Genomic DNA, 20,662 nt, shown 5'->3' with positions numbered 1-20,662 from the left:
ACACACATCGAGGGCTTTCTCAATAATGAAAAGACACCCTCGACTTGAAACGAAACCAACGGGCACATCCTTGCGCCCATGAAGCAGAAACTAGCCCGGTACGCGGCGGATCTTCGCGCCGAGCATCTGCAGTTTCTCTTCGATGCACTCGTAACCACGGTCGATGTGGTAGATCCGGTCGATCAGAGTGTCGCCTTCGGCGATCAACGCCGAGATCACCAGGCTGGCCGAAGCACGCAGATCGGTAGCCATCACTGGCGCGCCTTTCAGCTTCTCGGTGCCGGTGACGATGGCGGTATTGCCTTCGACCTGGATCTTGGCGCCCATGCGGTGCAGTTCGTAGACGTGCATGAAGCGGTTTTCGAAGATCGTCTCGATCACGGCACCGGTGCCTTCGGCAATGGCGTTGAGCGAGATGAACTGCGCCTGCATGTCGGTCGGGAACGCCGGGTACGGAGCGGTCCGCACGTTGACGGCCTTGGGCCGCTTGCCATGCATGTTCAGCTCGATCCAGTCTTCGCCGCAGGTAATTTCGGCACCCGACTCACGGAGTTTTTCCAGGACGGCTTCGAGGATGGTCGGATCGGTGTCCTTGACCTTCACACGACCGCCGGTCACGGCAGCGGCAACCAGGTAGGTGCCGGTTTCGATACGGTCAGGCATCACTTTGTAAGTGGTAGTGTGCAGACGCTCGACGCCATCGATGGTGATGGTGTCGGTGCCGGCGCCAGAGATCTTGGCGCCCATGGCGATCAGGAAGTTCGCCAGGTCCACCACTTCAGGCTCGCGTGCGGCGTTGGCCAGAACGCTGCGGCCCTTGGCCAGAGCGGCCGCCATCATGATGTTCTCGGTACCGGTCACGCTGACGGTGTCGAAGAAGAAGTGCGCACCGCGCAGACCGCCTTCAGGGGCCTTGGCCTTGATGTAACCGCCTTCGACGTCGATGACCGCGCCCATGGCTTCAAGACCACGAATGTGCAGGTCCACCGGACGCGAACCGATGGCGCAACCGCCAGGCAGTGCGACTTCGGCTTCACCAAAGCGGGCAACCATCGGGCCCAGCACCAGGATCGACGCACGCATGGTTTTCACCAGTTCGTACGGTGCGATCAGGGTCTTGATCGTGCGCGGGTCGATTTCGACGCTGAGTTTCTCGTCGATCACCGGCTCGATGCCCATGCGACCGAACAGCTCGATCATGGTGGTGATGTCGTGCAGGTGCGGCAGGTTGGCAACGGTAACCGGGCCATCGCACAGCAAGGTTGCAGCCAGGATCGGCAGGGCAGAGTTCTTTGCCCCGGAAATGCGGATCTCGCCATCAAGACGAGCGCCACCGGTAATAATCAATTTATCCATAAGAATCTCGACGCCCTTGGGCTCAGGTGCGCTCGGCCCAGGCCGCGCTGCTGAAAAATTTCATAGTGACCGCATGGATGCTGCCATCGGTGATCCATGGGTTCAAATGGGCATAGACCTGCTGCTGACGCTTCACCGGGCTCAACGCCGCCAGTTCATCGCTAATCACATTCAGCTGAAAGTTGCAGCCTTCGCCTTCAACTTCCACCTTTGTGTTTGGCAGCTTTCCTTCAAGGAAGCTCTTCACTTCTACGGCCTGCATGCTCAACCTCAATCGGCGCCCTGTGCGCGCGGGTCGGACATCATACAAAAAAGCCCCGCGCCTGCGAACCCCGCGAAGCAGGACTCTGACGGGGGGCTTTCTTATCGATGCGGTTAGGGATGCGCCAACAGCTCGGTCAATTCGCTGACCTGAGCAATTTCACGCATGTCATCGGGCATTGCACGGATACTCAGCGGCTTGCCGGCCTCCTGAGCATCACGCATGAAACACAGCAGTAGCGACAAGCCGACACTGCTGGACTTCAACACCGCCGAACAATCCACCACCAGTGCGGCGGCCTTGCTGGCCTTGATCAGCGCCTGACCCTGCTTGCGCAGGCCAGGACCGGTGCGGTAGTCCAGCATGCCGCTAAGCATCAGCTCGCCGAATTCGCTCATGCGAATGGCCGATACACTCATTGGGACTGCGTCTCGGTGGATTGCTTCTCGCTGGCTTCCTTGGCTTTGGCGACTTCACCGGCCCAACCATTGATGGTCTTGTCCAGGTCGTTGCCATTGCGCTGCATCGCATCAGCGAACTGATCACGGAACAGCTTGCCGATGTTGATGCCATTGATGATCACGTTGCGTAGCTTCCACTCGCCATTGATCTTTTCGAGCGTGTAGGACACAGGATAGATCGCGCCGTTGCTGCCCTTGACCGTCATGCCAACGCTCGTGCGGTCTCCCGACTCGTCCTTGGCAGGGTCTACGATAATCCCCTGGTTGTTGTACTCGAGCAAGGCGTTGCCATAGAACTGGAACAAGCCCTTTTTGAAGTTTTCTTCAAAGGTCTTCATTTGCGCAGGCGTGGCCTTGCGCGAATATTTGACCGTCATGATGCTCTTGGAAATGCCCTCGGCATCCACCACAGGGCCGACGATAGTATTGAGCGCCGTATAAAAGTCCTGCGGGTCCTGCTTGTACTTCTCTTTATTGGCTGACAAGTCCGCCAACAATCGGGTCGTGGTGTCCTGTACCAGTTCGTGCGCGGAAGGCGCCGCCACGGCGTTAGCCATCAACGGCAGGGCCGCGAGTAATACCAACAGGCCACGTCGCAAGGTAGAGATCATTCAAAAACTCCTCATTTGGCTTCTTTGCTAACGGTGTTGAGCAGGAATTTACCGATCAGGTCCTCGAGCACCAGCGACGACTGGGTGTCGTGGATGGTTGAACCATCCTTGAGCAGCGCTTCTTCGCCGCCCACGCTGATACCGATGTATTTCTCGCCCAACAGGCCAGCCGTCAGAATAGATGCAGTGGAATCATTCGGCAGATTATCCACGCGCTTTTCCAGCTGCATCGTCACCCGACCGGTGAAACTGTCGCGGTCCAGATCGATCGCCGTAACCTTGCCGATGGTCACACCGGCCATGGTCACTTTAGCTCTGACCGTCAAACCGGCGATATTGTCGAAATAGGCATAAAGTTTATAACTATCGGTGGCTGCGCTCGGGGACAGGCCACTCACCCGCAACGCCAGCAACAGCAAAGCCAGGATGCCAGCCAGCAAGAAAAGGCCGACACCGATTTCCAGGGTGCGGTTTTGCATCAGAAATCTCCAAACATCAAGGCGGTCAGAATAAAGTCCAGGCCGAGTACAGCCAACGAGGCATACACCACGGTCTTGGTAGTGGCACGACTGATCCCCTCGGAGGTGGGCTCGCAGTCATAGCCTTGGAATACGGCGATCCAGGTCACGACAAAGGCGAAAACGATACTTTTGATGATGCCGTTGAGCACATCGTCAGTGAACGTCACGCTGTTCTGCATGTTGGACCAGTAGGAACCTTCATACACACCCAGCCAGTCGACGGCCACCCACGAACCGCCCCAGATACCCACCACGCTGAAAATCATCGCCAGCACCGGCAGGGAAATGAAGCCGGCCCACAGGCGCGGGGCAATGATGTACTTGAGCGGGTCGACACCAATCATTTCCAGACTGGACAGCTGCTCGGTGGATTTCATGTTGCCGATTTCGGCCGTCAGGGCCGAACCGGCACGTCCGGCGAACAGCAATGCCGTAACCACAGGGCCCAGTTCGCGCAGCAAGGTCAGGGCAACCATCTGCCCGACCGCCTGTTCGGAACCGTAGCTGGAGAGGATGTTGAACCCCTGCAGCGCCAGCACCATGCCGATGAACACCCCGGAGACCACAATGATCACCAAGGACATCACGCCCACCGAATGCAGTTGCTTGATCAGCAGACCGAAACCGCCGCCGATGCCGCCTCGGCCCAGCAAGGCATGAAACAGGAATATCGTCGAACGGCCAAACACCGCCAGTACGTCGATGCCGGCGTGACCGAACCGGCGCACGCGTTCTATGAGTGAAATCTTGCGCATCAACGCTTCCCCAGAAGATCTGCGCGGTAATCCGTCGCTGGAAAGTGGTATGCGACCGGGCCGTCGGGTTCGCCGGTCATGAATTGGCGAATCCTTGGCTCTTGCGAGTTCATCAGCTCCTCGGGCGTGCCCTGCCCCAACACCTGGCCTTCGCCAACCACATAGATGTAGTCAGCAATGCTCGCGGTCTCCGCCAGGTCGTGGGAGACCACAATGCTGGTGATACCCAAGGCATCGTTGAGCAGACGGATCAGGCGCACCAATACGCCCATGGCGATCGGGTCCTGACCGACGAAGGGTTCGTCATACATGAGGATCTGCGGATCAAGGGCAATCGCTCGGGCTAGCGCGACACGGCGCTTCATGCCACCGGACAACTCGTCAGGCATCAGGTCGATGGCGCCACGCAGGCCCACAGCCTGTAATTTGAGCAGCACGATGTCCCGGATCATTTCTTCCGGAAGCTCGGTATGAACGCGTAGCGGAAAGGCGACGTTCTCGAACACGTCGAGATCGGTAAACAGCGCGCCACTCTGAAACAGCACACCCATATGTTTACGCGCATCGAACAGATCACTGCGCGACAGTTTCGGCAGGTTCTGACCGTTGACCCAGACTTCGCCCTTGGTGGGACGCAATTGGGCGCCCATCAAACGCAACAGTGTGGTCTTGCCACACCCGGAAGGCCCCATGATGCCGGTGACCTTGCCGCGCGGAATACGGATATCGACGTTATTGAAAATGCTGCGCGCACCGCGCTTGAAGGTCAGTCCCTTCAGCTCGACCGCGTAGGCGTTATCGGCACTCATCTAAACTCCTTGCGATGCAGCCTCTCACTCGGACGCCTGGCTTTCTGACGAAAGCACATACCTCCCGGGCAGGCCGAACTGGCGGCGAACTATATCACTGCAAAGGTCAAGCGCCCAAGGGCCAAGCCCGTCCATGTTCCGCAACATGACGGTCTAAAAGCTATATTTGGAAGGATTCGGTAACAGGGAATGTCAAAGCGCGACGAACTTGCGTGAGGGTTTCGATCATTACCGCTATAATCGCCGCCTTTTCATCAGGCTATACGATTTTTGACATGAGCCAATCCAGCGACCTGATTCAATCAGCACAACGCACCATCCGCCTCGAACTGGAAGCCGTACAAGGCTTGCTGCCCCATATCGACGCAGATTTCGTACGCGCTTGCGAGATGATTCTGGACAGTAAAGGCCGCGTGGTCGTGGTCGGAATGGGCAAATCGGGGCATATCGGCAACAAGATTGCCGCCACCCTGGCCAGCACCGGCACCACGGCTTTCTTTGTGCACCCGGCCGAAGCCAGCCATGGCGACATGGGCATGATCACTCGGGACGACATCATCCTGGCCTTGTCGAATTCCGGTTCCACCAATGAAATCGTCACCCTGCTGCCGTTGATCAAACGTCTGGGCATCAAATTGATCAGCGTAACCGGCAACCCCGACTCACCGCTGGCCAAGGCTGCCGAAGTCAATCTCAACGTGCATGTCGAACACGAAGCCTGCCCGTTGAACCTGGCACCTACGTCGTCGACCACCGCCGCCCTGGTCATGGGCGATGCTCTGGCCGTTGCGTTGCTCGAAGCCCGCGGCTTTACCGCTGAAGACTTCGCCTTTTCCCACCCCGGTGGCGCGCTGGGACGACGCCTGCTGCTGAAAGTGGAAAACGTCATGCATGCCGGGCAAGAGCTGCCACAAGTACAGCGCGGGACGCTGCTCAAGGACGCGCTGATGGAAATGACCCGCAAGGGCCTGGGCATGACCGTTATTCTGGAAGCCGACGGCAAACTCGCCGGGATCTTCACTGACGGCGATTTGCGCCGCACCCTTGATCGCAGCATCGACATCCATAGCGCCACGATCGACCAGGTCATGACCGCCCACGGCAAGACTGCCCGTGCCGAGATGCTTGCCGCCGAGGCCCTGAAAATCATGGAAGACCATAAAATCAACGCGCTGGTCGTGGTCGACAGCGAAGACCGTCCGGTCGGTGCCTTGAACATGCACGATTTGTTGCGTGCAGGAGTAATGTAATGAGCACGGACCTGCTGCAACGCGGCAAACAGATCAAGCTGGCAGTATTCGACGTCGACGGCGTCCTGACCGACGGGCGCCTTTACTTCCTTGAAGATGGCAGCGAATTCAAGACCTTCAACACGCTCGACGGCCAGGGCATCAAGATGTTGATGGCAGCCGGCGTACAGACCGCTATCATCAGCGGTCGCAAAACCCCCGTGGTCGAGCGACGGGCGAAAAACCTCGGCATTCCCCACCTGTATCAGGGCCGCGAAGACAAACTGGTGGTGCTGGACGAACTTCTCGCCCAGCTCAACCTGAGCTATGAACAAGTCGCCTACCTCGGTGACGACCTGCCAGACTTGCCGGTGATTCGCCGCGTCGGCCTGGGCATGGCGGTGGCCAACGCCGCCAGCTTCGTGCGTGAACACGCACATGGCATTACCAAGGCCCGTGGTGGTGAGGGTGCCGCCCGCGAATTCTGCGAATTGATCCTGCGCGCCCAGGGCCGCCTCGATGCGGCCAACGCCGCGTACCTGTGAGCCAACTATGCTGAGCAAGAAATTTCGCAACATCCTGGTGTTCGGTTGTATCGCGGCGATTTTTGCTGCGGTCGGCTACTGGAACATCAGCCCGGAACGCTTCCTTGACAAACCGGCGGCAAAGGTCGATGAAACCGCAATCGACTATTACGCACTCAACGCACACAGCGTCCAGTACCTGCCGGACGGCAAACTGCAGTACGAAATGACGTCCGACAAGGTTGAACACCTGAAAGCGACCGAAGTGACGCTGTTGACAAATCCGGACCTGAACCTGTTCCGCGGCACCCAATTCCCCTGGCACGTCCAGAGCGAGCATGGCGAGGTCAACCCGGATGGCACGCAGGTCGAATTGATCGACTCGGTGCGCATCACGCGTTTCGACGAGAAAAACCGCAAGACCCTGATTACCACCACCCGCATGACAGTGTTCCCGCAGCAGCAATATGCGCAGACCGATCAACCCGTTAGAATCGACGGCGCTGGTGGTGTCTCGACTGGCAAGGGAATGAAAGCGTATTTGAAAGAAAGCAGGATACACCTGCTATCGAACGTAAGAGGACAGTATGAGGCTCGTTAAAACTCTCCCTATTTTGCTCGGTCTGGGCGCAGCACTGGGAAGCGTGAGCGCCTGGGCTCTGCCGGACGATCAACAGCAGCCTATCCGCATCCAGGCCGACGACGCCCAACTGGACGACAAGAACGGTATCGCTACTTATAAAGGTGACGTGATCATCACCCAGGGCTCGATGAAGGTTACCGGCAATACCGTGACCATGACCCGCACCCCGAACGGAGACATCGACGTGGTGACTTCGGTGGGCAACCTCGCCTATTTCGAACAACTGCAAACGGCGGGCGACACCAAGCCGGTTCAGGGCTGGGGTGTCACCATCCAGTATCACGCGTCGCAAGACCGCGTCGTGCTGATCGATCGCGCCAAAGTTGTCGATAAAGACGGTAACGTCACCCAAGGCGAGAAAATCGTCTACGACACCAACAAAAAGCTCGCCAGTGCCGGTCGCGCAACAGGCTCCAAGGTCACAGAGTCGCGCCCGCGCATCGACATGGTGATCCAGCCGAAAAAGAAAACCGACGAGCAAAAGGCCCAGTAATGGCAACTCTGAAAGCTCAGCATCTGGCCAAGAGCTACAAGAGCCGTCAGGTCGTGCGCGACGTCAGCCTGTCCATCGACAGCGGTCAGATCGTGGGCCTGCTGGGCCCTAACGGCGCCGGCAAGACAACCTGCTTCTACATGATCGTCGGCCTGGTTCAGGCCGATCAGGGCCGCGTCCTGATCGATGATCTGGACGTCAGCCACCAGCCGATGCACGGTCGCGCGAAAGCCGGCATCGGGTATCTTCCGCAAGAAGCGTCGATCTTCCGAAAACTCTCGGTCGCCGACAACATCATGGCAATCCTCGAGACCCGCAAGGAACTCGACAAGGCTGGTCGTCGCAAAGAGCTGGAAAGCCTGCTGCAGGAATTCCACATCAGCCACATCCGCGACAACCTCGGTATGAGCCTGTCCGGTGGTGAACGCCGCCGCGTGGAAATCGCCCGGGCACTGGCGACGAACCCGAAATTCATCCTCCTCGACGAACCGTTCGCCGGCGTGGACCCGATTTCGGTGGGCGACATCAAGCAGATCATCTACCACCTCAAGGCCAAGGGCATTGGCGTGCTGATCACTGACCACAACGTCCGTGAAACCCTGGATATCTGCGAAACCGCCTATATCGTCAACGATGGCCAACTGATTGCCGAAGGTGACTCTGCCACCATCCTGGCCAACGACCTGGTCAAGGAAGTGTATTTGGGCCACGAGTTCCGCCTGTAAGCGCTGAGGTGTCTGGCTAGTCGCCACGAGCGCTTGTTTCGATAAAAAATCAATACTTTTTTATTGTTACAGCGCTCTAGGCAAACGTTGCAGTTTCGGGCATATAATTTGCTTATGTTTGGCGCTCCGGCGCCCTGTAGTGGATGGCGCATGTGCGCCGGCGAATAAGGTGTTTAGCCCCTGCCATGAAACCATCGCTAGTCTTGAGAATGGGCCAGCAGCTGACGATGACACCGCAGCTGCAACAGGCCATCCGTCTGCTCCAATTGTCGACCCTGGACCTGCAACAGGAAATCCAGGAGGCCCTGGAGTCCAACCCGATGCTCGAACGCCAGGAAGAAGGCGACGACTTCGATAACGCCGACCCCTTGGCCGACAAAGCCGAACAGCAACCCAACGCCGATGTTTCGGAACCTTCCTATCAGGAAACCGCCCCGACGGTGGACAACCTCGAGGAAGGCGACTGGAACGAGCGCATTCCCAACGAACTGCCCGTCGACACCGCATGGGAAGATGTCTACCAGACCAGCGCCAGCAGCCTGCCGAGCAATGATGACGACGAGTGGGATTTCACCACCCGCACATCGGCCGGTGAAAGCCTGCAAAGCCACCTGTTGTGGCAACTGAACCTGGCGCCGATGTCCGACACCGACCGTCTGATTGCCGTGACCCTGATCGATTGCATCAACAATCAGGGCTACCTGGACGAAACCCTCGAGGAAATCCTCGAGGCCTTCGACCCGGAACTCGACATCGAACTGGACGAGATCGAAGCCGTTCTGCATCGAATCCAGCAATTCGAACCGGCCGGCATCGGCGCCCGCAACCTTGGAGAGTGCCTGCTACTGCAATTGCGCCAGCTGCCCGCCAAGACACCCTGGCTGGCCGAGGCCAAGCGCCTGGTCACCGACTACATCGATTTGCTCGGCAGCCGCGATTACAGCCAGCTGATGCGCCGCATGAAGCTCAAGGAAGATGAACTGCGCCAGGTCATCGAACTGGTACAGAGCCTCAACCCGCGTCCGGGCTCGCAGATCGAGTCCAGTGAAGCCGAATATGTCGTTCCCGACGTGATCGTGCGCAAGGATAACGAGCGCTGGCTGGTAGAACTGAACCAGGAGTCGGTGCCGCGGCTGCGGGTCAACGCCCAATACGCCGGCTTCGTGCGCCGTGCCGACACCAGCGCCGACAACACCTTCATGCGCAATCAGTTGCAAGAGGCCCGATGGTTCATCAAGAGCTTGCAAAGCCGCAACGAAACGCTGATGAAAGTGGCTACCCAGATCGTCGAGCATCAGCGCGGTTTTCTGGAGTACGGCGACGAAGCGATGAAACCATTGGTGCTGCATGACATCGCCGAAGCGGTGGGCATGCACGAATCGACGATTTCCCGGGTGACCACGCAGAAATTCATGCATACCCCTCGGGGCATATATGAGCTGAAATACTTTTTCTCCAGCCACGTCAGCACCTCGGAAGGCGGCGAATGCTCGTCCACGGCGATCCGCGCTATCATCAAAAAACTGGTTGCTGCCGAAAATCAGAAAAAGCCGTTGAGTGACAGCAAGATCGCTGGTTTACTGGAGGCACAAGGCATTCAGGTGGCTCGCCGCACCGTCGCCAAGTACCGCGAATCCCTCGGGATCGCGCCTTCGAGCGAACGCAAGCGGTTGATGTAGAGCCACGCCACAGCGTTCCAGTGGTAGATCATCTGATCTACCGCTTTATGCACTGGCAACGAAGGAGAAGCTGTATGCAAGTCAACATCAGTGGACACCAACTGGAAGTGACCGAACCTCTTCGCACCTACATCGGCGAAAAACTCGAACGATTAGAGCGGCATTTCGACAAGATCACCAACGTGCAAGTCACGATGACGGTCGAAAAGCTGAAACAGAAAATCGAAGCCACGCTGCATATTCCCGGCAATGAAGTGGTCGCAAACGCGGAACATACCGACATGTACGCCGCGATCGACGCGCTGACCGACAAGCTGGATAAACAACTCAAAAAGCATAAGGAAAAGACCCAAAGCCTCCTCCAGGGCGCGACCGGTCGTTAACACTCCCAACCCATGATCCGACTTGAAAGCATCCTGACCCCCGGCCGTTCTCTCGTGAACGTGCCGGGCGGCAGTAAAAAGAAAGCCCTCGAGCAAATTGCCAACCTGATCGCCCGCGAAGTGCCGGCTCTGGAGATGCAAGATGTCTTCGAGGCTTTGATTGCCCGTGAAAAACTTGGCTCGACCGGTTTTGGTAACGGCATCGCTATCCCCCACTGTCGGCTGAAAGGTTGCACCTCGCCCATCAGTGCCTTGATGCACCTGGATGCCCCCATCGATTTCGACGCCATCGACGGTGCTCCGGTTGACCTGCTGTTCCTTCTGCTGGTCCCGGAAGCCGCTACCGATGCGCACCTTGAATTGCTCCGCCAGATCGCCAGCATGCTTGATCGCAAGGAAGTCCGTGATCGCCTGCGTAGCGCCCCGAGCAATGAAGCCTTGTATCAGGTTGTCCTGGACGAGCAAAACGAGCACTAATCATGCGCTTGATCATCGTCAGTGGCCGTTCCGGCTCAGGTAAAAGTACCGCACTCGATGTTCTCGAGGACAACGGCTATTACTGCATCGACAACCTGCCCGCCGGGTTGCTGCCCGAACTGGCCGAGCGTGCGTTGATTCACACTGAGCTTACTCAGCCACTGGTTGCCGTCTCCATTGACGCGCGCAACCTGCCGAGCCACCTGAGCCGGTTTCCGGAACTGCTCGAAGAAGTCCGCAGCCGACATATCCAGTGCGATGTATTGTATCTGGATGCCGACGAAGAAACCTTGCTCAAACGCTTTTCGGAAACCCGTCGTCGTCATCCGCTGAGCAGTGCCAATCGCTCGCTGGCGGAGGCAATCAACGATGAATCCAACCTGCTCGGGCCGATTGCCGACCTCGCCGATCTCAAGGTCAACACCACCAACCTTAACCTGTATCAATTGCGCGATACCATCAAACTGCGCCTGCTGAATCAGCCGGAGCCCGGCACTGCGTTTTTGGTGGAGTCTTTCGGATTCAAGCGTGGCATGCCGGTAGACGCCGACCTGGTGTTCGACGTGCGATGCCTGCCGAACCCCTATTGGAAGCCGGAACTGCGCGAGCAGTCCGGGCTTGATCAACCGGTTGCCGAATACCTGGCGGCCCAGCCGGACGTCGAGGAGATGTTCCTGGACATTTCCACGTACCTGCTCAAATGGCTGCCCCGCTTTGCCGCCAGCAACCGTGCGTATGTCACCATTGCCATTGGCTGCACCGGCGGGCATCACCGCTCCGTCTACCTGACCGAACGTCTGGGCCAGGTCCTGCAAAAATCCCTGAAGAACGTCCAGGTTCGCCACCGCGACCTCAGCTAAAGGATTCACATCGCGATGCCTGCTCTGGAAATCGAAATCATCAACAAGCTGGGTTTGCATGCCCGCGCTTCCGCCAAATTCGTTGGGGTGGCGGGTCAGTTCCCTTGTCAGATCAGAGCCGGGCGCACGCCTGAGTCCATGGTCGACGGCAAAAGCATCATGGCCATGATGATGCTCGCGGCCGGCAAGGGCACCAAAATCCATTTGAGTACGGAAGGTGAGCAGGAACACGAAGCGCTGGATGCGCTGGTGGCGTTGATCAACAACTACTTCGACGAAGGCGAGTAACCCTGCTCGCTAATGAGAAACAAAACAATCCCGAAGGTATACAGCGTCCTTTGTGGGAGCGGGCTTGCTCGCGAAGAGGCCATTATGTTCAACATCTTCGTTGACTGACATGCCGCTTTCGCGAGCAAGCCCGCTCCCACATTGGCTCCGTGCAAGGCGCATAAAAAAGGCGCGCCACCCAATGGGTGGCGTGCCTTTTTTATAGCTGTAAAGATCAGCTACCGGCGACTGTCATCCGCTCGATCAGCACCGAACCCGTACGAATGTTGCTGCGCAACTCCAGGTCATTACCCACCGCAACGATCTGCTTGAACATGTCGCGCATGTTGCCGGCGATGGTGACTTCCTGGACCGCGAACTGGATCTCGCCGTTCTCGACCCAGTAGCCCGCCGCGCCGCGAGAATAATCGCCGGTGACCATGTTCATGCCCTGGCCCATCAGCTCGGTGACCAGCAAGCCACGGCCCATGCGCCGCAGCAAGGCCGCCTGATCTTCATCGCCGTGGGTCACGAACAAGTTGTGCACGCCGCCGGCGTTGGCGGTACTTGGCATACCGAGTTTACGACCGGAATAGGTGCCGAGGATGTAGGACACCAGCTCACCCTTTTCGACGAACGGTTTGGCGTATGTCGCGAGACCATCGCCATCGAACGCCGAACTGCCCATGGCGCGCATCAGGTGCGGGCGCTCATCGATGGTCAACCATTCCGGGAACAACTTCTGCCCAAGGGTACCTTCCAGGAATGACGATTTGCGATACAGGCTGCCGCCGGAAATCGCCGAAAGGAAACTGCCGAACAAGCCCCCAGCCAGTTCAGCGGAAAACAATACAGGCACTTCACAGGTCGGCACCGGACGCGCGCCCAGTCGGCTGGCCGCCCGCTGCGCAGCACGCTGGCCGATGCTCACCGGGTCAGTCAGCAAACTGCCCTGCCGGTTCACGTCGTACCAATAATCGCGCTGCATCTGGCCGTCGGCTTCGGCGATCATTACGCAGCTGAGGCTATGGCGGGTCGAGGCGTACCCGCCGATAAAACCGTGGCTGTTACCGTAAACGCGGCAGCCCTGGTGAGTGCTGAGTGTGGTGCCATCGGCGTTCTTGATCCGGCTGTCGGTGGCAAACGCTGCGGCCTCACAGGTCAAAGCCATCTCGATGGCTTGCTCAGGCGTGATGTCCCATTGGTGGAACAGGTCGAAATCCTGCAGATCCTTGGCCATCAGCGCGGCGTCCGCCAGGCCGGCGGCTTCGTCTTCCGAGGTGTGTTTGGCGATGGCCAAGGCCGCCGCGACGGTTTCGCGGATGGCTTCAGGCCCACTGGCCGAGGTGCTGGCCGAACCCTTGCGCTGGCCCACATACAAGGTGATGCCAAAGCCCTGATCGCGGTTGAATTCGACGGTTTCGACCTCACGCTGGCGCACCGAGGTCGACAGGCCCTGTTCCAGCGACACCGCCACTTCACAGGCACTGGCGCCCTGGCGCTTGGCTTCAGCGATGATCTGCTCGACTTGTTCCTGCAGTGCCGGCAACGCTTGTGGGCCGACGCTTTCAACTGCACTCATGCTGTTCTCCACTCAAAATCTGCTTTCGGTAAAGGCCTTCGAGCGACCGGGCCGGACAAGCGGCCCCCGACTGGTTATCATGGCGGCGTTTCTTTGCGGACGGCCACCATGGTTGATTCTTACGACGACTCCCTCGATACGGGAGAAAAAAGCAAATCCCAGGTTAAACGCGAGCTGCATGCTCTGGTTGACCTCGGCGAACGCCTTACAACGCTCAAGCCTGACTTGCTGGCAAAACTGCCGTTGACCGACGCTATGCGCCGGGCTCTGGCCGATGCGCCCAAGCACACCGCGAATATCGCGCGTAAACGGCACCTCATGTTCATCGGCAAACTGATGCGCGATCAGGACACTGACGCCATTCTGACTTTGCTCGATCAACTCGATGCCTCCACACGGCAGTACAACGAACGTTTTCATGGCCTGGAACGCTGGCGCGATCGCTTGATCGCGGGCGACGATGCAGTCCTGGAGAAGTTCGTGCTCGACTACCCGGAGGCTGATCGTCAGCAACTGCGCTCCCTGATCCGTCAGGCCCAGCACGAACTGGCGACCAACAAGCCACCGGCATCGAGCCGTAAAATCTTCAAGTACATCCGTGAGCTGGACGAGACTCAACGCGGTCTGCGTTGATTCCCGAATCGGGTGGGTTGCCTCGCAACTCACCCGAAGCTCCATTTCTTACGCGCCCGTGCCACCCACGGTAATCGCGTCGATTTTCAGCGTTGGCTGGCCGACACCCACCGGCACCGACTGCCCATCCTTGCCACACGTTCCCACACCGCTGTCCAGCGCCAGATCGTTGCCGACCATCGACACCTTGCTCATCGCTTCAGGCCCGTTGCCGATCAATGTCGCGCCTTTGACCGGCGCCGTAATCTTGCCGTCTTCGATCAGGTACGCCTCGCTGGTGGAGAACACGAATTTGCCGCTGGTGATGTCCACCTGACCGCCGCCAAGGTTGGCGCAGTAGATGCCGCGCTTCACCGACGCGATGATTTCCGCCGGATCGCTTTCGCCCGCCAGCATGTAGGTGTTGGTCATGCGCGGCATCGGCAGGTGCGCGTAGGATTCGCGGCGACCGTTGCCGGTACGGGCCACGCCCATCAGCCGTGCGTTGAGCTTGTCCTGCATATAGCCTTTGAGTACGCCGTTTTCGATCAGCGTGGTGCACTCGGTCGGGGTGCCTTCGTCGTCGACGCTCAACGAGCCACGGCGACCGGCCAGCGTGCCGTCATCGACGATAGTGCAGAGTTTGGACGCAACCATTTCGCCCATCCGACCGCTGTAAGCGGAGCTGCCCTTGCGGTTGAAATCACCTTCCAGACCGTGGCCGACCGCTTCGTGCAGCAGCACACCAGACCAGCCCGACCCCAATACCACGGGCAACGTGCCGGCCGGCGCCGGAATGGCTTCAAGGTTGACCAGCGCCTGACGCAACGCCTCACGGGCGTAACTCATCGCACGGTCTTCGCCAAGGAAATAACGGTAATCGGTACGACCGCCGCCGCCATGACCGCCGCGCTCACGGCGACCGTTCTGCTCAACGATCACGCTGACATTGAAGCGCACCAACGGCCGCACATCCGCCGCCAGGCTACCGTCGGTCGACGCGACAAGAATGCGCTCCCAGACACCGGCCATGCTCACGGTCACTTGCTGGATACGCGGGTCGAGGGCGCGCGTTGCGACGTCGATGCGCTTGAGCAGCTCGACTTTCTCGGCGCGGGTCATTACTTCCAATGGGTTATCCGGCCCGTACAACTGGGCGACATCCTGAGTGGTGAACGCCTGCACTGTGCCATTCTGCCCCGCGCGGGAGATCGAACGCGCGGCGCGAGCGGCGGCACCCAGGGCTTCCAGGGTGATGGCATTGCTATAGGCAAAACCGGTTTTTTCACCCGATTGCGCCCGCACGCCGACGCCTTGGTCGAGGTTGAAGCTGCCTTCCTTGACGATCCCGTCCTCCAGCGCCCAGGACTCGGAGATCTGCCCCTGGAAATACAGGTCGGCTGCATCGATGCCCGGGCCGGCCAGATCGCCGAGCACACCTTGCAGACTCTCGATGGTGACGCCGCCGGGCGCCAGGAGGTGTTCACTGACGGAGGACAACAACTCGCTCATATGCTTTACGCCTTAAATTCATCGTTCCGAGGCAGGTCGCTGCGCGCCCCGCGAGAAAAAGCGCCGGTGACTGGACACCGGCATCCGCGCCCGAATGGACGCCTGTTCGCTGCTATCGCGTTCGGCCAGCAGCACGGCCTCGCCTTGATCCTGCTGCGCCAGCACACGACCCCAAGGGTCGACAATGGCGGCATGGCCCCAGGTTTCTCGCGGCCCCGGATGCGTTCCACCCTGGGCAGCCGCGAGCACATAACACTGAGTCTCGATGGCCCGCGCACGAATCAGCACATCCCAATGCGCCGCGCCGGTCACCGCCGTGAAGGCTGATGGTGCGGTAATCAACTGCGCACCAGCAGCACGCAATTCGCTGTACAACTCGGGGAAGCGCAGGTCGTAACACACCGTCAGTCCAACCCGACCGACGGGCGTGTCCGCGACCACTACACCACTGCCATAAGCATAGTCATCGGATTCACGATAACGACCGCGGCTGTCCGCTACGTCCACGTCAAACAGGTGCAGCTTGTCATATCGCGCCACCGTTTCGCCCTGATCGTTGACCAGCAACGAGCAGGCGTGCACTTTGGCCGTCGGTTGATTCACCGGCGGCAACGGCAATGTGCCGGCCACTATCCATAACTTGAGGTCGCGGGCGGCCTGTTTCAACCAGGGCAGGATCGGACCTTCGCCCGACGCCTCGGCGCGGCCAATGTCGGCAATGTCGCGACGGCCCATGGCGGCGAAGTTCTCCGGCAGCACAGCCAGCTTCGCGCCACCGGCCGCTGCCTGTTCGAGCAGCCGACGGGCCTGGGCGAGATTAACCAGCACATCGCTCTGGCTGACCATTTGAATCACCGCAAAAGACATGGCTTTATCCCTGATTGAAATCAACACATCCCTTGTAGGAGCGAGCTTGCTCGCGATGAACGTTACGATGATGCGTTTTATCTGAATAAACGCGTCGCTCTTACGTTTTTCGCGAGCAAGCTCGCTCCTACAGGATGGGAGCTTACGGCCATGCTACTCCATTGGCCGCATCAAAAAGGTTTGTCGAAAGTGATTTTCGGATCTTTCCATGGGCCTTTGACGGTGTATCTCACACTGGCGAATCGCGCCACGCGGTCACCGATCAGCTTGTCGATCAGAAACAACGCGCCACCGATGGCCGGTGCACCAACGATCAGCGCAGCAATCGGCAGGTTGTTGGTCACCGGCAAGGTCACCAGCAGTTGGGCGTCGATCTGATCGCCCACCAGATTCAGGGTTCCATTGAGTTCAACATTGCTCGACGGGCCTGTCATCACGATCGGCTCGCGGGTCACATAAACCCCGTTGGTCGCCACCAGCAGGCCTTTGACCCTGTCGTAACTCAGGCCTTTGCCGAACAGGTCGGAGAAGTCCAGGCGCAGGCGCCGGCCGATGGAGTTGAAATTGAGCAGGCCAAACACCCGCAACGCCTGGGCGCCGCCCTCGACTTCAACGAACTGGCCTTTGTTCAGCGATGCATCAAGGGTGCCCGAGAAACGCTTGGTGGCCAGCCAGGCCGGTGAGCCAGGCCAGCGACCGTCGACATCCATATGAAACTCTTGACTGGTGACACTGGGCGCAAAGCCCCAGCCTTTCAGCACATCCGCAAGGTTCTTGCCGCTGACCCGGCCCTTGTACCAACTGGTGGAAGCACCGGGCGCGCCTTCCCAGCCACCGCTGCCCTGCAACAGAATGCCCTTGAGGCCCAGATCCAGCGCATTGAGCGCGATGCCCTTGGCGGTCGGACGCACTTTCAGCGACCAGCCCCCGACCAGATCCCGCCCTTGGAACAGCTGATTGATGGTGATATCCAGCGCCGGGATTTTTGTCGGATCCACCGTGGCCAACGGATCCGGGGAGTTTTCATCGGCCAGGACCGTCGGGTCCGGCGCCGGCAGGCGCACGTATTGCAGATTGATCGCGATCGGCGCGCCTTTCGCATCCGGGATAGCGGCGCTGCCCTTGACCTGCTGGCTGTCGAGCTGCAAGGCCCACGCAGTCGGCTTGCGGTTCAACTGCACCGATGCCTGATCGAGGGTGGTGCCGATGCCGCTGAGCTTGCCGACCTTGAAGTCCGCGCTACTGAGCAACTGCTTGGCGTTGCCACCCGGATCCTGGCCGGCATACTTGTCCACCAGATCTTTCCACGGGCCGACATCGAGTTCCGACAGCACCCCACGCACCCGCAGGCCTTTGGCACCGGGCAACACGGCCTCGCCGCCACCGAGGAACAATTCGCCGCGACCGTCGGCAAAATTGCCGGGCGGCGCTGCAAACGTGAAGTTCGCCAGCTCGCCGTACCTGACCCAGTAACGCCGCTCCTGTCCTTGCAGGGTCATGCGGAACATCGTGTCGCGCCCGACATCGGCAGCCATACCGAACGGCGCAGGCAAATCGACGGCCACGCCTTTTAGGCTGGAATTAACCATTAACTGGCTGTCGGGGCCATCCAGGTTCAGTTGCAACTGATAAGGGATCAGGCCGGACACCGGCAACGGCTGGGTCACGCTCAGCCAGTCGGTGAGTTTCTTCACCTCGACCTGGCCCGAGGCGTTGACACGTGTTTTGAGATTGCCCGGGCTGCCGTCGGCGAAAATCTGCGCAGTGACGGGTTTGTCAAAGGCGCGAGCGGTGATGTTCTGCCCGCTCAACCCCTTGGTGCTGTCGAAGCGGAAATCGCCCTTCAGCTGGGTCAGCTCAAGGGCTGGTTCGGCAAGTTTCAAGCGCGCCTTGGCGGTCTTGAAGTCGACGAGAATTTTCGGCAGCTCGCCTCTGGCCAGCGGAACATCCAGCTTCAGCTTGCCCTTCAGATCGCCCTCGCCTTCCCAGCCGGCGAAAGTGTCGGCGGTGCCGATCGGCGCTTCCTGCAAAATTTTCAGGCCATCACCCAACCCGCCGGCGAAATCGCCATCGAGCAACAGGTGAGGATTTTGCCCGGCGGGCGCGTGGGGAATATTGACGTAAATGTCTCTGACTTGTGTGTCGAGTAACTGGCCTTGGCTGGCCAGAATACGCACGCCACTGTCCTCGATGAAGACATCGCCGCTGACCTTGCTGACAGGCGGCCAACCCGGCTGGAACGCCAGCTCGGCATCGTGAACCTTGAAGAACAGGCTGATGCTGCGCGCAGTATCGGCGGCGCCATGATTCAGCGAGCCCTGATACTGGAAGAAGCCCTCGTCCACCGCGCCCTTGAGAATGGCCGTGCGCAGCCATTCGTCCAGCGCAGGGCTAAGCACTTGTGGCAGGTACTTGGCGGTGTACTTGCCGTCGCCGTCCACCAGGCCGACCCGCAGGTCCATGTAGTCTTCCTGGGCTTGATCGAAATGCAGGCGGATGAAGAAGTCGCCAGCAATCTTGCCCTCCTCGCCCAACACTTTCAGGTACGGCGCGATGAGGGTGAAGCCTTCTTTATCAAGCTTCCAGGTCAGCCGGGCATTGGCCTGAAGGTATTGCCACGGCTTGGCGAAAATCGGGTCGAGGTGCAGGACAAAATCCTTGCTGTCCATTCGCAGCTCGCCATGGCCAAGGTCACCGCTGATGCTGCCGCTGACATTTCGCGCGGCAGGGGCGCCGCGATAGGCATCAAAGCCGACCTGATCGAGGTTGGCGGCAAAACTGAGCTTGGTGTCGTCGGTGGCGTTGGGACGGAAGTCGACCAGCACGTTGCGCAAACCACCGGTCACCTTGAGCCGCTCCACGGCAGTGGCGACGCCTTCGGGCAATGGCCCCAAGGCATTGAGCAGCGGTGTCAGCGGGGTAAGGTCGAGGCGGTCGGCTTGCAGATGCCAGCGCTCTTCGGCCGTGTCGGTGGCCAGGCTTTGCGTGAGTTGCAGGCGCGATGCCCAGCGGGTTTCGCCGAGGTTCATGGACAGTGAGTCCACCGTCACCAGAAGGCCTTCGGCACTGCGCTGGAAATAGCTGTTGAGCGCCAGATTGTTGATCTGGATCGGCTTGCGTTCAGCGTAGGCGCCCTTGAGCTGCGGCGCATTCAAGCGGATCGCGGCGCTTTGCAGCGCGCCTTTGTTCCAGTTGATCCAAAGCTCGCCACCGGCCTTGATCTCGGAAAAATGCCATTGCCGAGTCAGGCGTTCGGGCAGCCATTCGGACCAGTCGCTTTGCGGCAGGCTCACGTAAGCTTCCGCCTTTCCTTCTTTCCACCGGCTGGCGCGAATGCGTGTCCGCAGGCTCAGGGCTACCGGCTGACCGTCGGGCAGGGTCAACCGCGCGTCGAGTCTTTGACGGGAGACGCCGGTTTTCAGATTCAGGCCAACGTAGGTCAAGGTCAGCGGCGGCTGGCCCAGCGGCTGCAAGGTCACCTGGCTGTCGAGCACCGACAGTTGCTGGACCATTTGCAGGCGATTCAGTAACTGTTCCGGGTCCAGCGGCTGATCCTGCTGAACCGGTAAGCCTTCCAGCGCCCAATGACCGTCCTCGCCTTCCTTGAGGCTGATCTTCAAACCGTTGAGTTCGAGGTGAGCGATGCGCACTTCACGAGCCAGCAGACTGGCCCACAGATCCGGAACCGCCCGTACCTGATCCAGGCGCAAAGCATTGGCGCCCTCCCCGACCATCACGTCGTGAGCCAGCAAAATCGGCGCGAAACCGCGCCAGTTACCTTCCAGTTCACCGATGTGCAGCGGCATACCCAAGGCAGCGCCGGCTTTGGCTTCGACTTCGGCCCGATACTCGGCCACCAGCGGCGTCAATTCGCGGCCAAGACTGACGTAAAGCGCCATCAGCACCAAAGCCAACGCGCACAGGCCCAGACCCCAGCGGGTCAGTGCGGCCAAAAGGCGTGTCAGACGCTCCATGTCAGTTGGCTCCCAAGGCAAAAAAGCTGCAAAAAGCTGAGGCCAGCCGTTCTAGTGGGG

The 20,662-nt window shown here is 59.4% G+C and carries 22 protein-coding genes; 11 read left to right on the top strand and 11 right to left on the bottom strand.

Annotated elements, in window-relative coordinates; translation table 11 throughout:
• Positions 1–90: 90 nt before the first annotated feature.
• The 7 genes from murA to ACYZT9_RS05155 form a co-directional block, all read right to left on the bottom strand.
• Positions 91–1,356: a UDP-N-acetylglucosamine 1-carboxyvinyltransferase gene (gene murA / locus ACYZT9_RS05185; protein ID WP_223450704.1), complete on the bottom strand. Its 1,266-nt coding sequence runs from the start codon at positions 1,354–1,356 to the stop codon at positions 91–93.
• Between the two features lie 22 nt (positions 1,357–1,378).
• A complete protein-coding gene (locus tag ACYZT9_RS05180; protein ID WP_007901566.1) occupies positions 1,379–1,618 on the bottom strand; it encodes a BolA family protein in 240 nt (79 codons plus the stop codon).
• A gap of 113 nt (positions 1,619–1,731) precedes the next feature.
• Complete coding sequence (locus tag ACYZT9_RS05175; protein ID WP_462008852.1) at positions 1,732–2,037, bottom strand: STAS domain-containing protein; 306 nt, start codon at positions 2,035–2,037, stop codon at positions 1,732–1,734.
• Entirely contained in the window at positions 2,034–2,690 is a 657-nt protein-coding gene (locus tag ACYZT9_RS05170) for an MlaC/ttg2D family ABC transporter substrate-binding protein (protein WP_462008851.1), read from the bottom strand. The genes ACYZT9_RS05175 and ACYZT9_RS05170 overlap by 4 nt, the downstream gene beginning before the upstream one ends.
• A gap of 11 nt (positions 2,691–2,701) precedes the next feature.
• On the bottom strand, positions 2,702–3,169 hold the full coding sequence (gene mlaD, locus ACYZT9_RS05165) for an outer membrane lipid asymmetry maintenance protein MlaD (protein WP_462008850.1): 468 nt from the start codon (positions 3,167–3,169) through the stop codon (positions 2,702–2,704).
• A complete protein-coding gene (mlaE, locus tag ACYZT9_RS05160) occupies positions 3,169–3,966 on the bottom strand; it encodes a lipid asymmetry maintenance ABC transporter permease subunit MlaE (RefSeq protein WP_084318116.1) in 798 nt (265 codons plus the stop codon). The genes mlaD and mlaE overlap by 1 nt, the downstream gene beginning before the upstream one ends.
• Positions 3,966–4,775, bottom strand: coding sequence for an ATP-binding cassette domain-containing protein (locus tag ACYZT9_RS05155; protein ID WP_028623782.1), 810 nt, complete (start codon positions 4,773–4,775; stop codon positions 3,966–3,968). Before ACYZT9_RS05155 ends, mlaE begins: the two co-directional genes overlap by 1 nt.
• Positions 4,776–5,050: 275 nt before the next feature.
• Between ACYZT9_RS05155 and ACYZT9_RS05150 the strand changes: the two genes are divergently transcribed.
• The 10 genes from ACYZT9_RS05150 to ACYZT9_RS05105 all read left to right on the top strand — a co-directional run bounded on the left by ACYZT9_RS05150 (position 5,051) and on the right by ACYZT9_RS05105 (position 12,076).
• On the top strand, positions 5,051–6,025 hold the full coding sequence (locus ACYZT9_RS05150; RefSeq protein WP_010463314.1) for a KpsF/GutQ family sugar-phosphate isomerase: 975 nt from the start codon (positions 5,051–5,053) through the stop codon (positions 6,023–6,025).
• Positions 6,025–6,549, top strand: coding sequence for a KdsC family phosphatase (locus ACYZT9_RS05145; protein WP_462008849.1), 525 nt, complete (start codon positions 6,025–6,027; stop codon positions 6,547–6,549). Before ACYZT9_RS05150 ends, ACYZT9_RS05145 begins: the two co-directional genes overlap by 1 nt.
• Before the next feature lie 7 nt (positions 6,550–6,556).
• Positions 6,557–7,129 carry an LPS export ABC transporter periplasmic protein LptC gene (gene lptC, locus ACYZT9_RS05140; protein ID WP_462008848.1) on the top strand — a complete coding sequence of 191 codons (573 nt, stop codon included), beginning with the start codon at positions 6,557–6,559 and terminating at the stop codon, positions 7,127–7,129.
• Positions 7,116–7,664 (top strand): lipopolysaccharide transport periplasmic protein LptA, encoded by a 549-nt coding sequence (gene lptA / locus ACYZT9_RS05135; RefSeq protein WP_462008847.1) that lies wholly within the window; start codon positions 7,116–7,118, stop codon positions 7,662–7,664. The genes lptC and lptA overlap by 14 nt, the downstream gene beginning before the upstream one ends.
• Entirely contained in the window at positions 7,664–8,389 is a 726-nt protein-coding gene (gene lptB / locus ACYZT9_RS05130; protein ID WP_027924532.1) for an LPS export ABC transporter ATP-binding protein, read from the top strand. Before lptA ends, lptB begins: the two co-directional genes overlap by 1 nt.
• A 185-nt stretch (positions 8,390–8,574) precedes the next feature.
• The gene (locus ACYZT9_RS05125; protein WP_032828652.1) at positions 8,575–10,068 is read left to right on the top strand and encodes an RNA polymerase factor sigma-54; all 1,494 of its coding nucleotides are present in this window, start codon (positions 8,575–8,577) and stop codon (positions 10,066–10,068) included.
• A gap of 74 nt (positions 10,069–10,142) precedes the next feature.
• Positions 10,143–10,451, top strand: a complete 309-nt coding sequence (gene hpf / locus ACYZT9_RS05120) for a ribosome hibernation-promoting factor, HPF/YfiA family (protein WP_007941242.1) — start codon at positions 10,143–10,145, stop codon at positions 10,449–10,451.
• Between the two features lie 12 nt (positions 10,452–10,463).
• The gene (ptsN, locus tag ACYZT9_RS05115; RefSeq protein ID WP_462008846.1) at positions 10,464–10,928 is read left to right on the top strand and encodes a PTS IIA-like nitrogen regulatory protein PtsN; all 465 of its coding nucleotides are present in this window, start codon (positions 10,464–10,466) and stop codon (positions 10,926–10,928) included.
• Between the two features lie 2 nt (positions 10,929–10,930).
• Positions 10,931–11,788, top strand: a complete 858-nt coding sequence (gene rapZ, locus ACYZT9_RS05110) for an RNase adapter RapZ (RefSeq protein ID WP_462008845.1) — start codon at positions 10,931–10,933, stop codon at positions 11,786–11,788.
• A gap of 15 nt (positions 11,789–11,803) precedes the next feature.
• Positions 11,804–12,076, top strand: coding sequence for an HPr family phosphocarrier protein (locus ACYZT9_RS05105; protein ID WP_462008844.1), 273 nt, complete (start codon positions 11,804–11,806; stop codon positions 12,074–12,076).
• 214 nt (positions 12,077–12,290) lie between these two features.
• On the opposite strand, the gene pmbA is transcribed toward ACYZT9_RS05105, so the two are convergent.
• The gene (gene pmbA / locus ACYZT9_RS05100) at positions 12,291–13,637 is read right to left on the bottom strand and encodes a metalloprotease PmbA (protein ID WP_462008843.1); all 1,347 of its coding nucleotides are present in this window, start codon (positions 13,635–13,637) and stop codon (positions 12,291–12,293) included.
• A gap of 108 nt (positions 13,638–13,745) precedes the next feature.
• On the opposite strand from pmbA, the gene yjgA reads away from it, so the two are divergent.
• Positions 13,746–14,270, top strand: a complete 525-nt coding sequence (gene yjgA, locus ACYZT9_RS05095) for a ribosome biogenesis factor YjgA (RefSeq protein WP_007901505.1) — start codon at positions 13,746–13,748, stop codon at positions 14,268–14,270.
• Positions 14,271–14,318: 48 nt separating this feature from the next.
• On the opposite strand, the gene tldD is transcribed toward yjgA, so the two are convergent.
• The 3 genes from tldD to ACYZT9_RS05080 all read right to left on the bottom strand — a co-directional run bounded on the left by tldD (position 14,319) and on the right by ACYZT9_RS05080 (position 20,602).
• Complete coding sequence (gene tldD / locus ACYZT9_RS05090) at positions 14,319–15,761, bottom strand: metalloprotease TldD (protein WP_462008842.1); 1,443 nt, start codon at positions 15,759–15,761, stop codon at positions 14,319–14,321.
• 18 nt (positions 15,762–15,779) lie between these two features.
• A complete protein-coding gene (locus ACYZT9_RS05085; protein ID WP_462008841.1) occupies positions 15,780–16,628 on the bottom strand; it encodes a carbon-nitrogen hydrolase family protein in 849 nt (282 codons plus the stop codon).
• A gap of 170 nt (positions 16,629–16,798) precedes the next feature.
• Positions 16,799–20,602: a YhdP family protein gene (locus ACYZT9_RS05080; protein WP_462008840.1), complete on the bottom strand. Its 3,804-nt coding sequence runs from the start codon at positions 20,600–20,602 to the stop codon at positions 16,799–16,801.
• Positions 20,603–20,662 lie beyond the last annotated feature (60 nt).

The sequence above is a fragment of the Pseudomonas sp. ZT5P21 genome (genome assembly GCF_054897785.1).
This window is presented reverse-complemented; position numbering and strand designations above follow the sequence as displayed.

What these genes read in the sequence shown, in the direction of transcription:
- lptB (WP_027924532.1), top strand. Translation starts at nt 7,664, where the DNA reads ATGGCAACTCTGAAAGCTCAGCATCTGGCCAAGAGCTACAAGAGCCGT.
- ACYZT9_RS05170 (WP_462008851.1), bottom strand. Translation starts at nt 2,690, where the DNA reads ATGATCTCTACCTTGCGACGTGGCCTGTTGGTATTACTCGCGGCCCTG.
- ACYZT9_RS05150 (WP_010463314.1), top strand. Translation starts at nt 5,051, where the DNA reads ATGAGCCAATCCAGCGACCTGATTCAATCAGCACAACGCACCATCCGC.
- lptA (WP_462008847.1), top strand. Translation starts at nt 7,116, where the DNA reads ATGAGGCTCGTTAAAACTCTCCCTATTTTGCTCGGTCTGGGCGCAGCA.
- pmbA (WP_462008843.1), bottom strand. Translation starts at nt 13,637, where the DNA reads ATGAGTGCAGTTGAAAGCGTCGGCCCACAAGCGTTGCCGGCACTGCAG.
- mlaD (WP_462008850.1), bottom strand. Translation starts at nt 3,169, where the DNA reads ATGCAAAACCGCACCCTGGAAATCGGTGTCGGCCTTTTCTTGCTGGCT.
- lptC (WP_462008848.1), top strand. Translation starts at nt 6,557, where the DNA reads ATGCTGAGCAAGAAATTTCGCAACATCCTGGTGTTCGGTTGTATCGCG.
- hpf (WP_007941242.1), top strand. Translation starts at nt 10,143, where the DNA reads ATGCAAGTCAACATCAGTGGACACCAACTGGAAGTGACCGAACCTCTT.
- ptsN (WP_462008846.1), top strand. Translation starts at nt 10,464, where the DNA reads ATGATCCGACTTGAAAGCATCCTGACCCCCGGCCGTTCTCTCGTGAAC.
- ACYZT9_RS05125 (WP_032828652.1), top strand. Translation starts at nt 8,575, where the DNA reads ATGAAACCATCGCTAGTCTTGAGAATGGGCCAGCAGCTGACGATGACA.
- yjgA (WP_007901505.1), top strand. Translation starts at nt 13,746, where the DNA reads ATGGTTGATTCTTACGACGACTCCCTCGATACGGGAGAAAAAAGCAAA.
- ACYZT9_RS05145 (WP_462008849.1), top strand. Translation starts at nt 6,025, where the DNA reads ATGAGCACGGACCTGCTGCAACGCGGCAAACAGATCAAGCTGGCAGTA.
- ACYZT9_RS05155 (WP_028623782.1), bottom strand. Translation starts at nt 4,775, where the DNA reads ATGAGTGCCGATAACGCCTACGCGGTCGAGCTGAAGGGACTGACCTTC.
- ACYZT9_RS05085 (WP_462008841.1), bottom strand. Translation starts at nt 16,628, where the DNA reads ATGTCTTTTGCGGTGATTCAAATGGTCAGCCAGAGCGATGTGCTGGTT.
- murA (WP_223450704.1), bottom strand. Translation starts at nt 1,356, where the DNA reads ATGGATAAATTGATTATTACCGGTGGCGCTCGTCTTGATGGCGAGATC.
- ACYZT9_RS05080 (WP_462008840.1), bottom strand. Translation starts at nt 20,602, where the DNA reads ATGGAGCGTCTGACACGCCTTTTGGCCGCACTGACCCGCTGGGGTCTG.
- ACYZT9_RS05105 (WP_462008844.1), top strand. Translation starts at nt 11,804, where the DNA reads ATGCCTGCTCTGGAAATCGAAATCATCAACAAGCTGGGTTTGCATGCC.
- tldD (WP_462008842.1), bottom strand. Translation starts at nt 15,761, where the DNA reads ATGAGCGAGTTGTTGTCCTCCGTCAGTGAACACCTCCTGGCGCCCGGC.
- mlaE (WP_084318116.1), bottom strand. Translation starts at nt 3,966, where the DNA reads ATGCGCAAGATTTCACTCATAGAACGCGTGCGCCGGTTCGGTCACGCC.
- ACYZT9_RS05180 (WP_007901566.1), bottom strand. Translation starts at nt 1,618, where the DNA reads ATGCAGGCCGTAGAAGTGAAGAGCTTCCTTGAAGGAAAGCTGCCAAAC.
- ACYZT9_RS05175 (WP_462008852.1), bottom strand. Translation starts at nt 2,037, where the DNA reads ATGAGTGTATCGGCCATTCGCATGAGCGAATTCGGCGAGCTGATGCTT.
- rapZ (WP_462008845.1), top strand. Translation starts at nt 10,931, where the DNA reads ATGCGCTTGATCATCGTCAGTGGCCGTTCCGGCTCAGGTAAAAGTACC.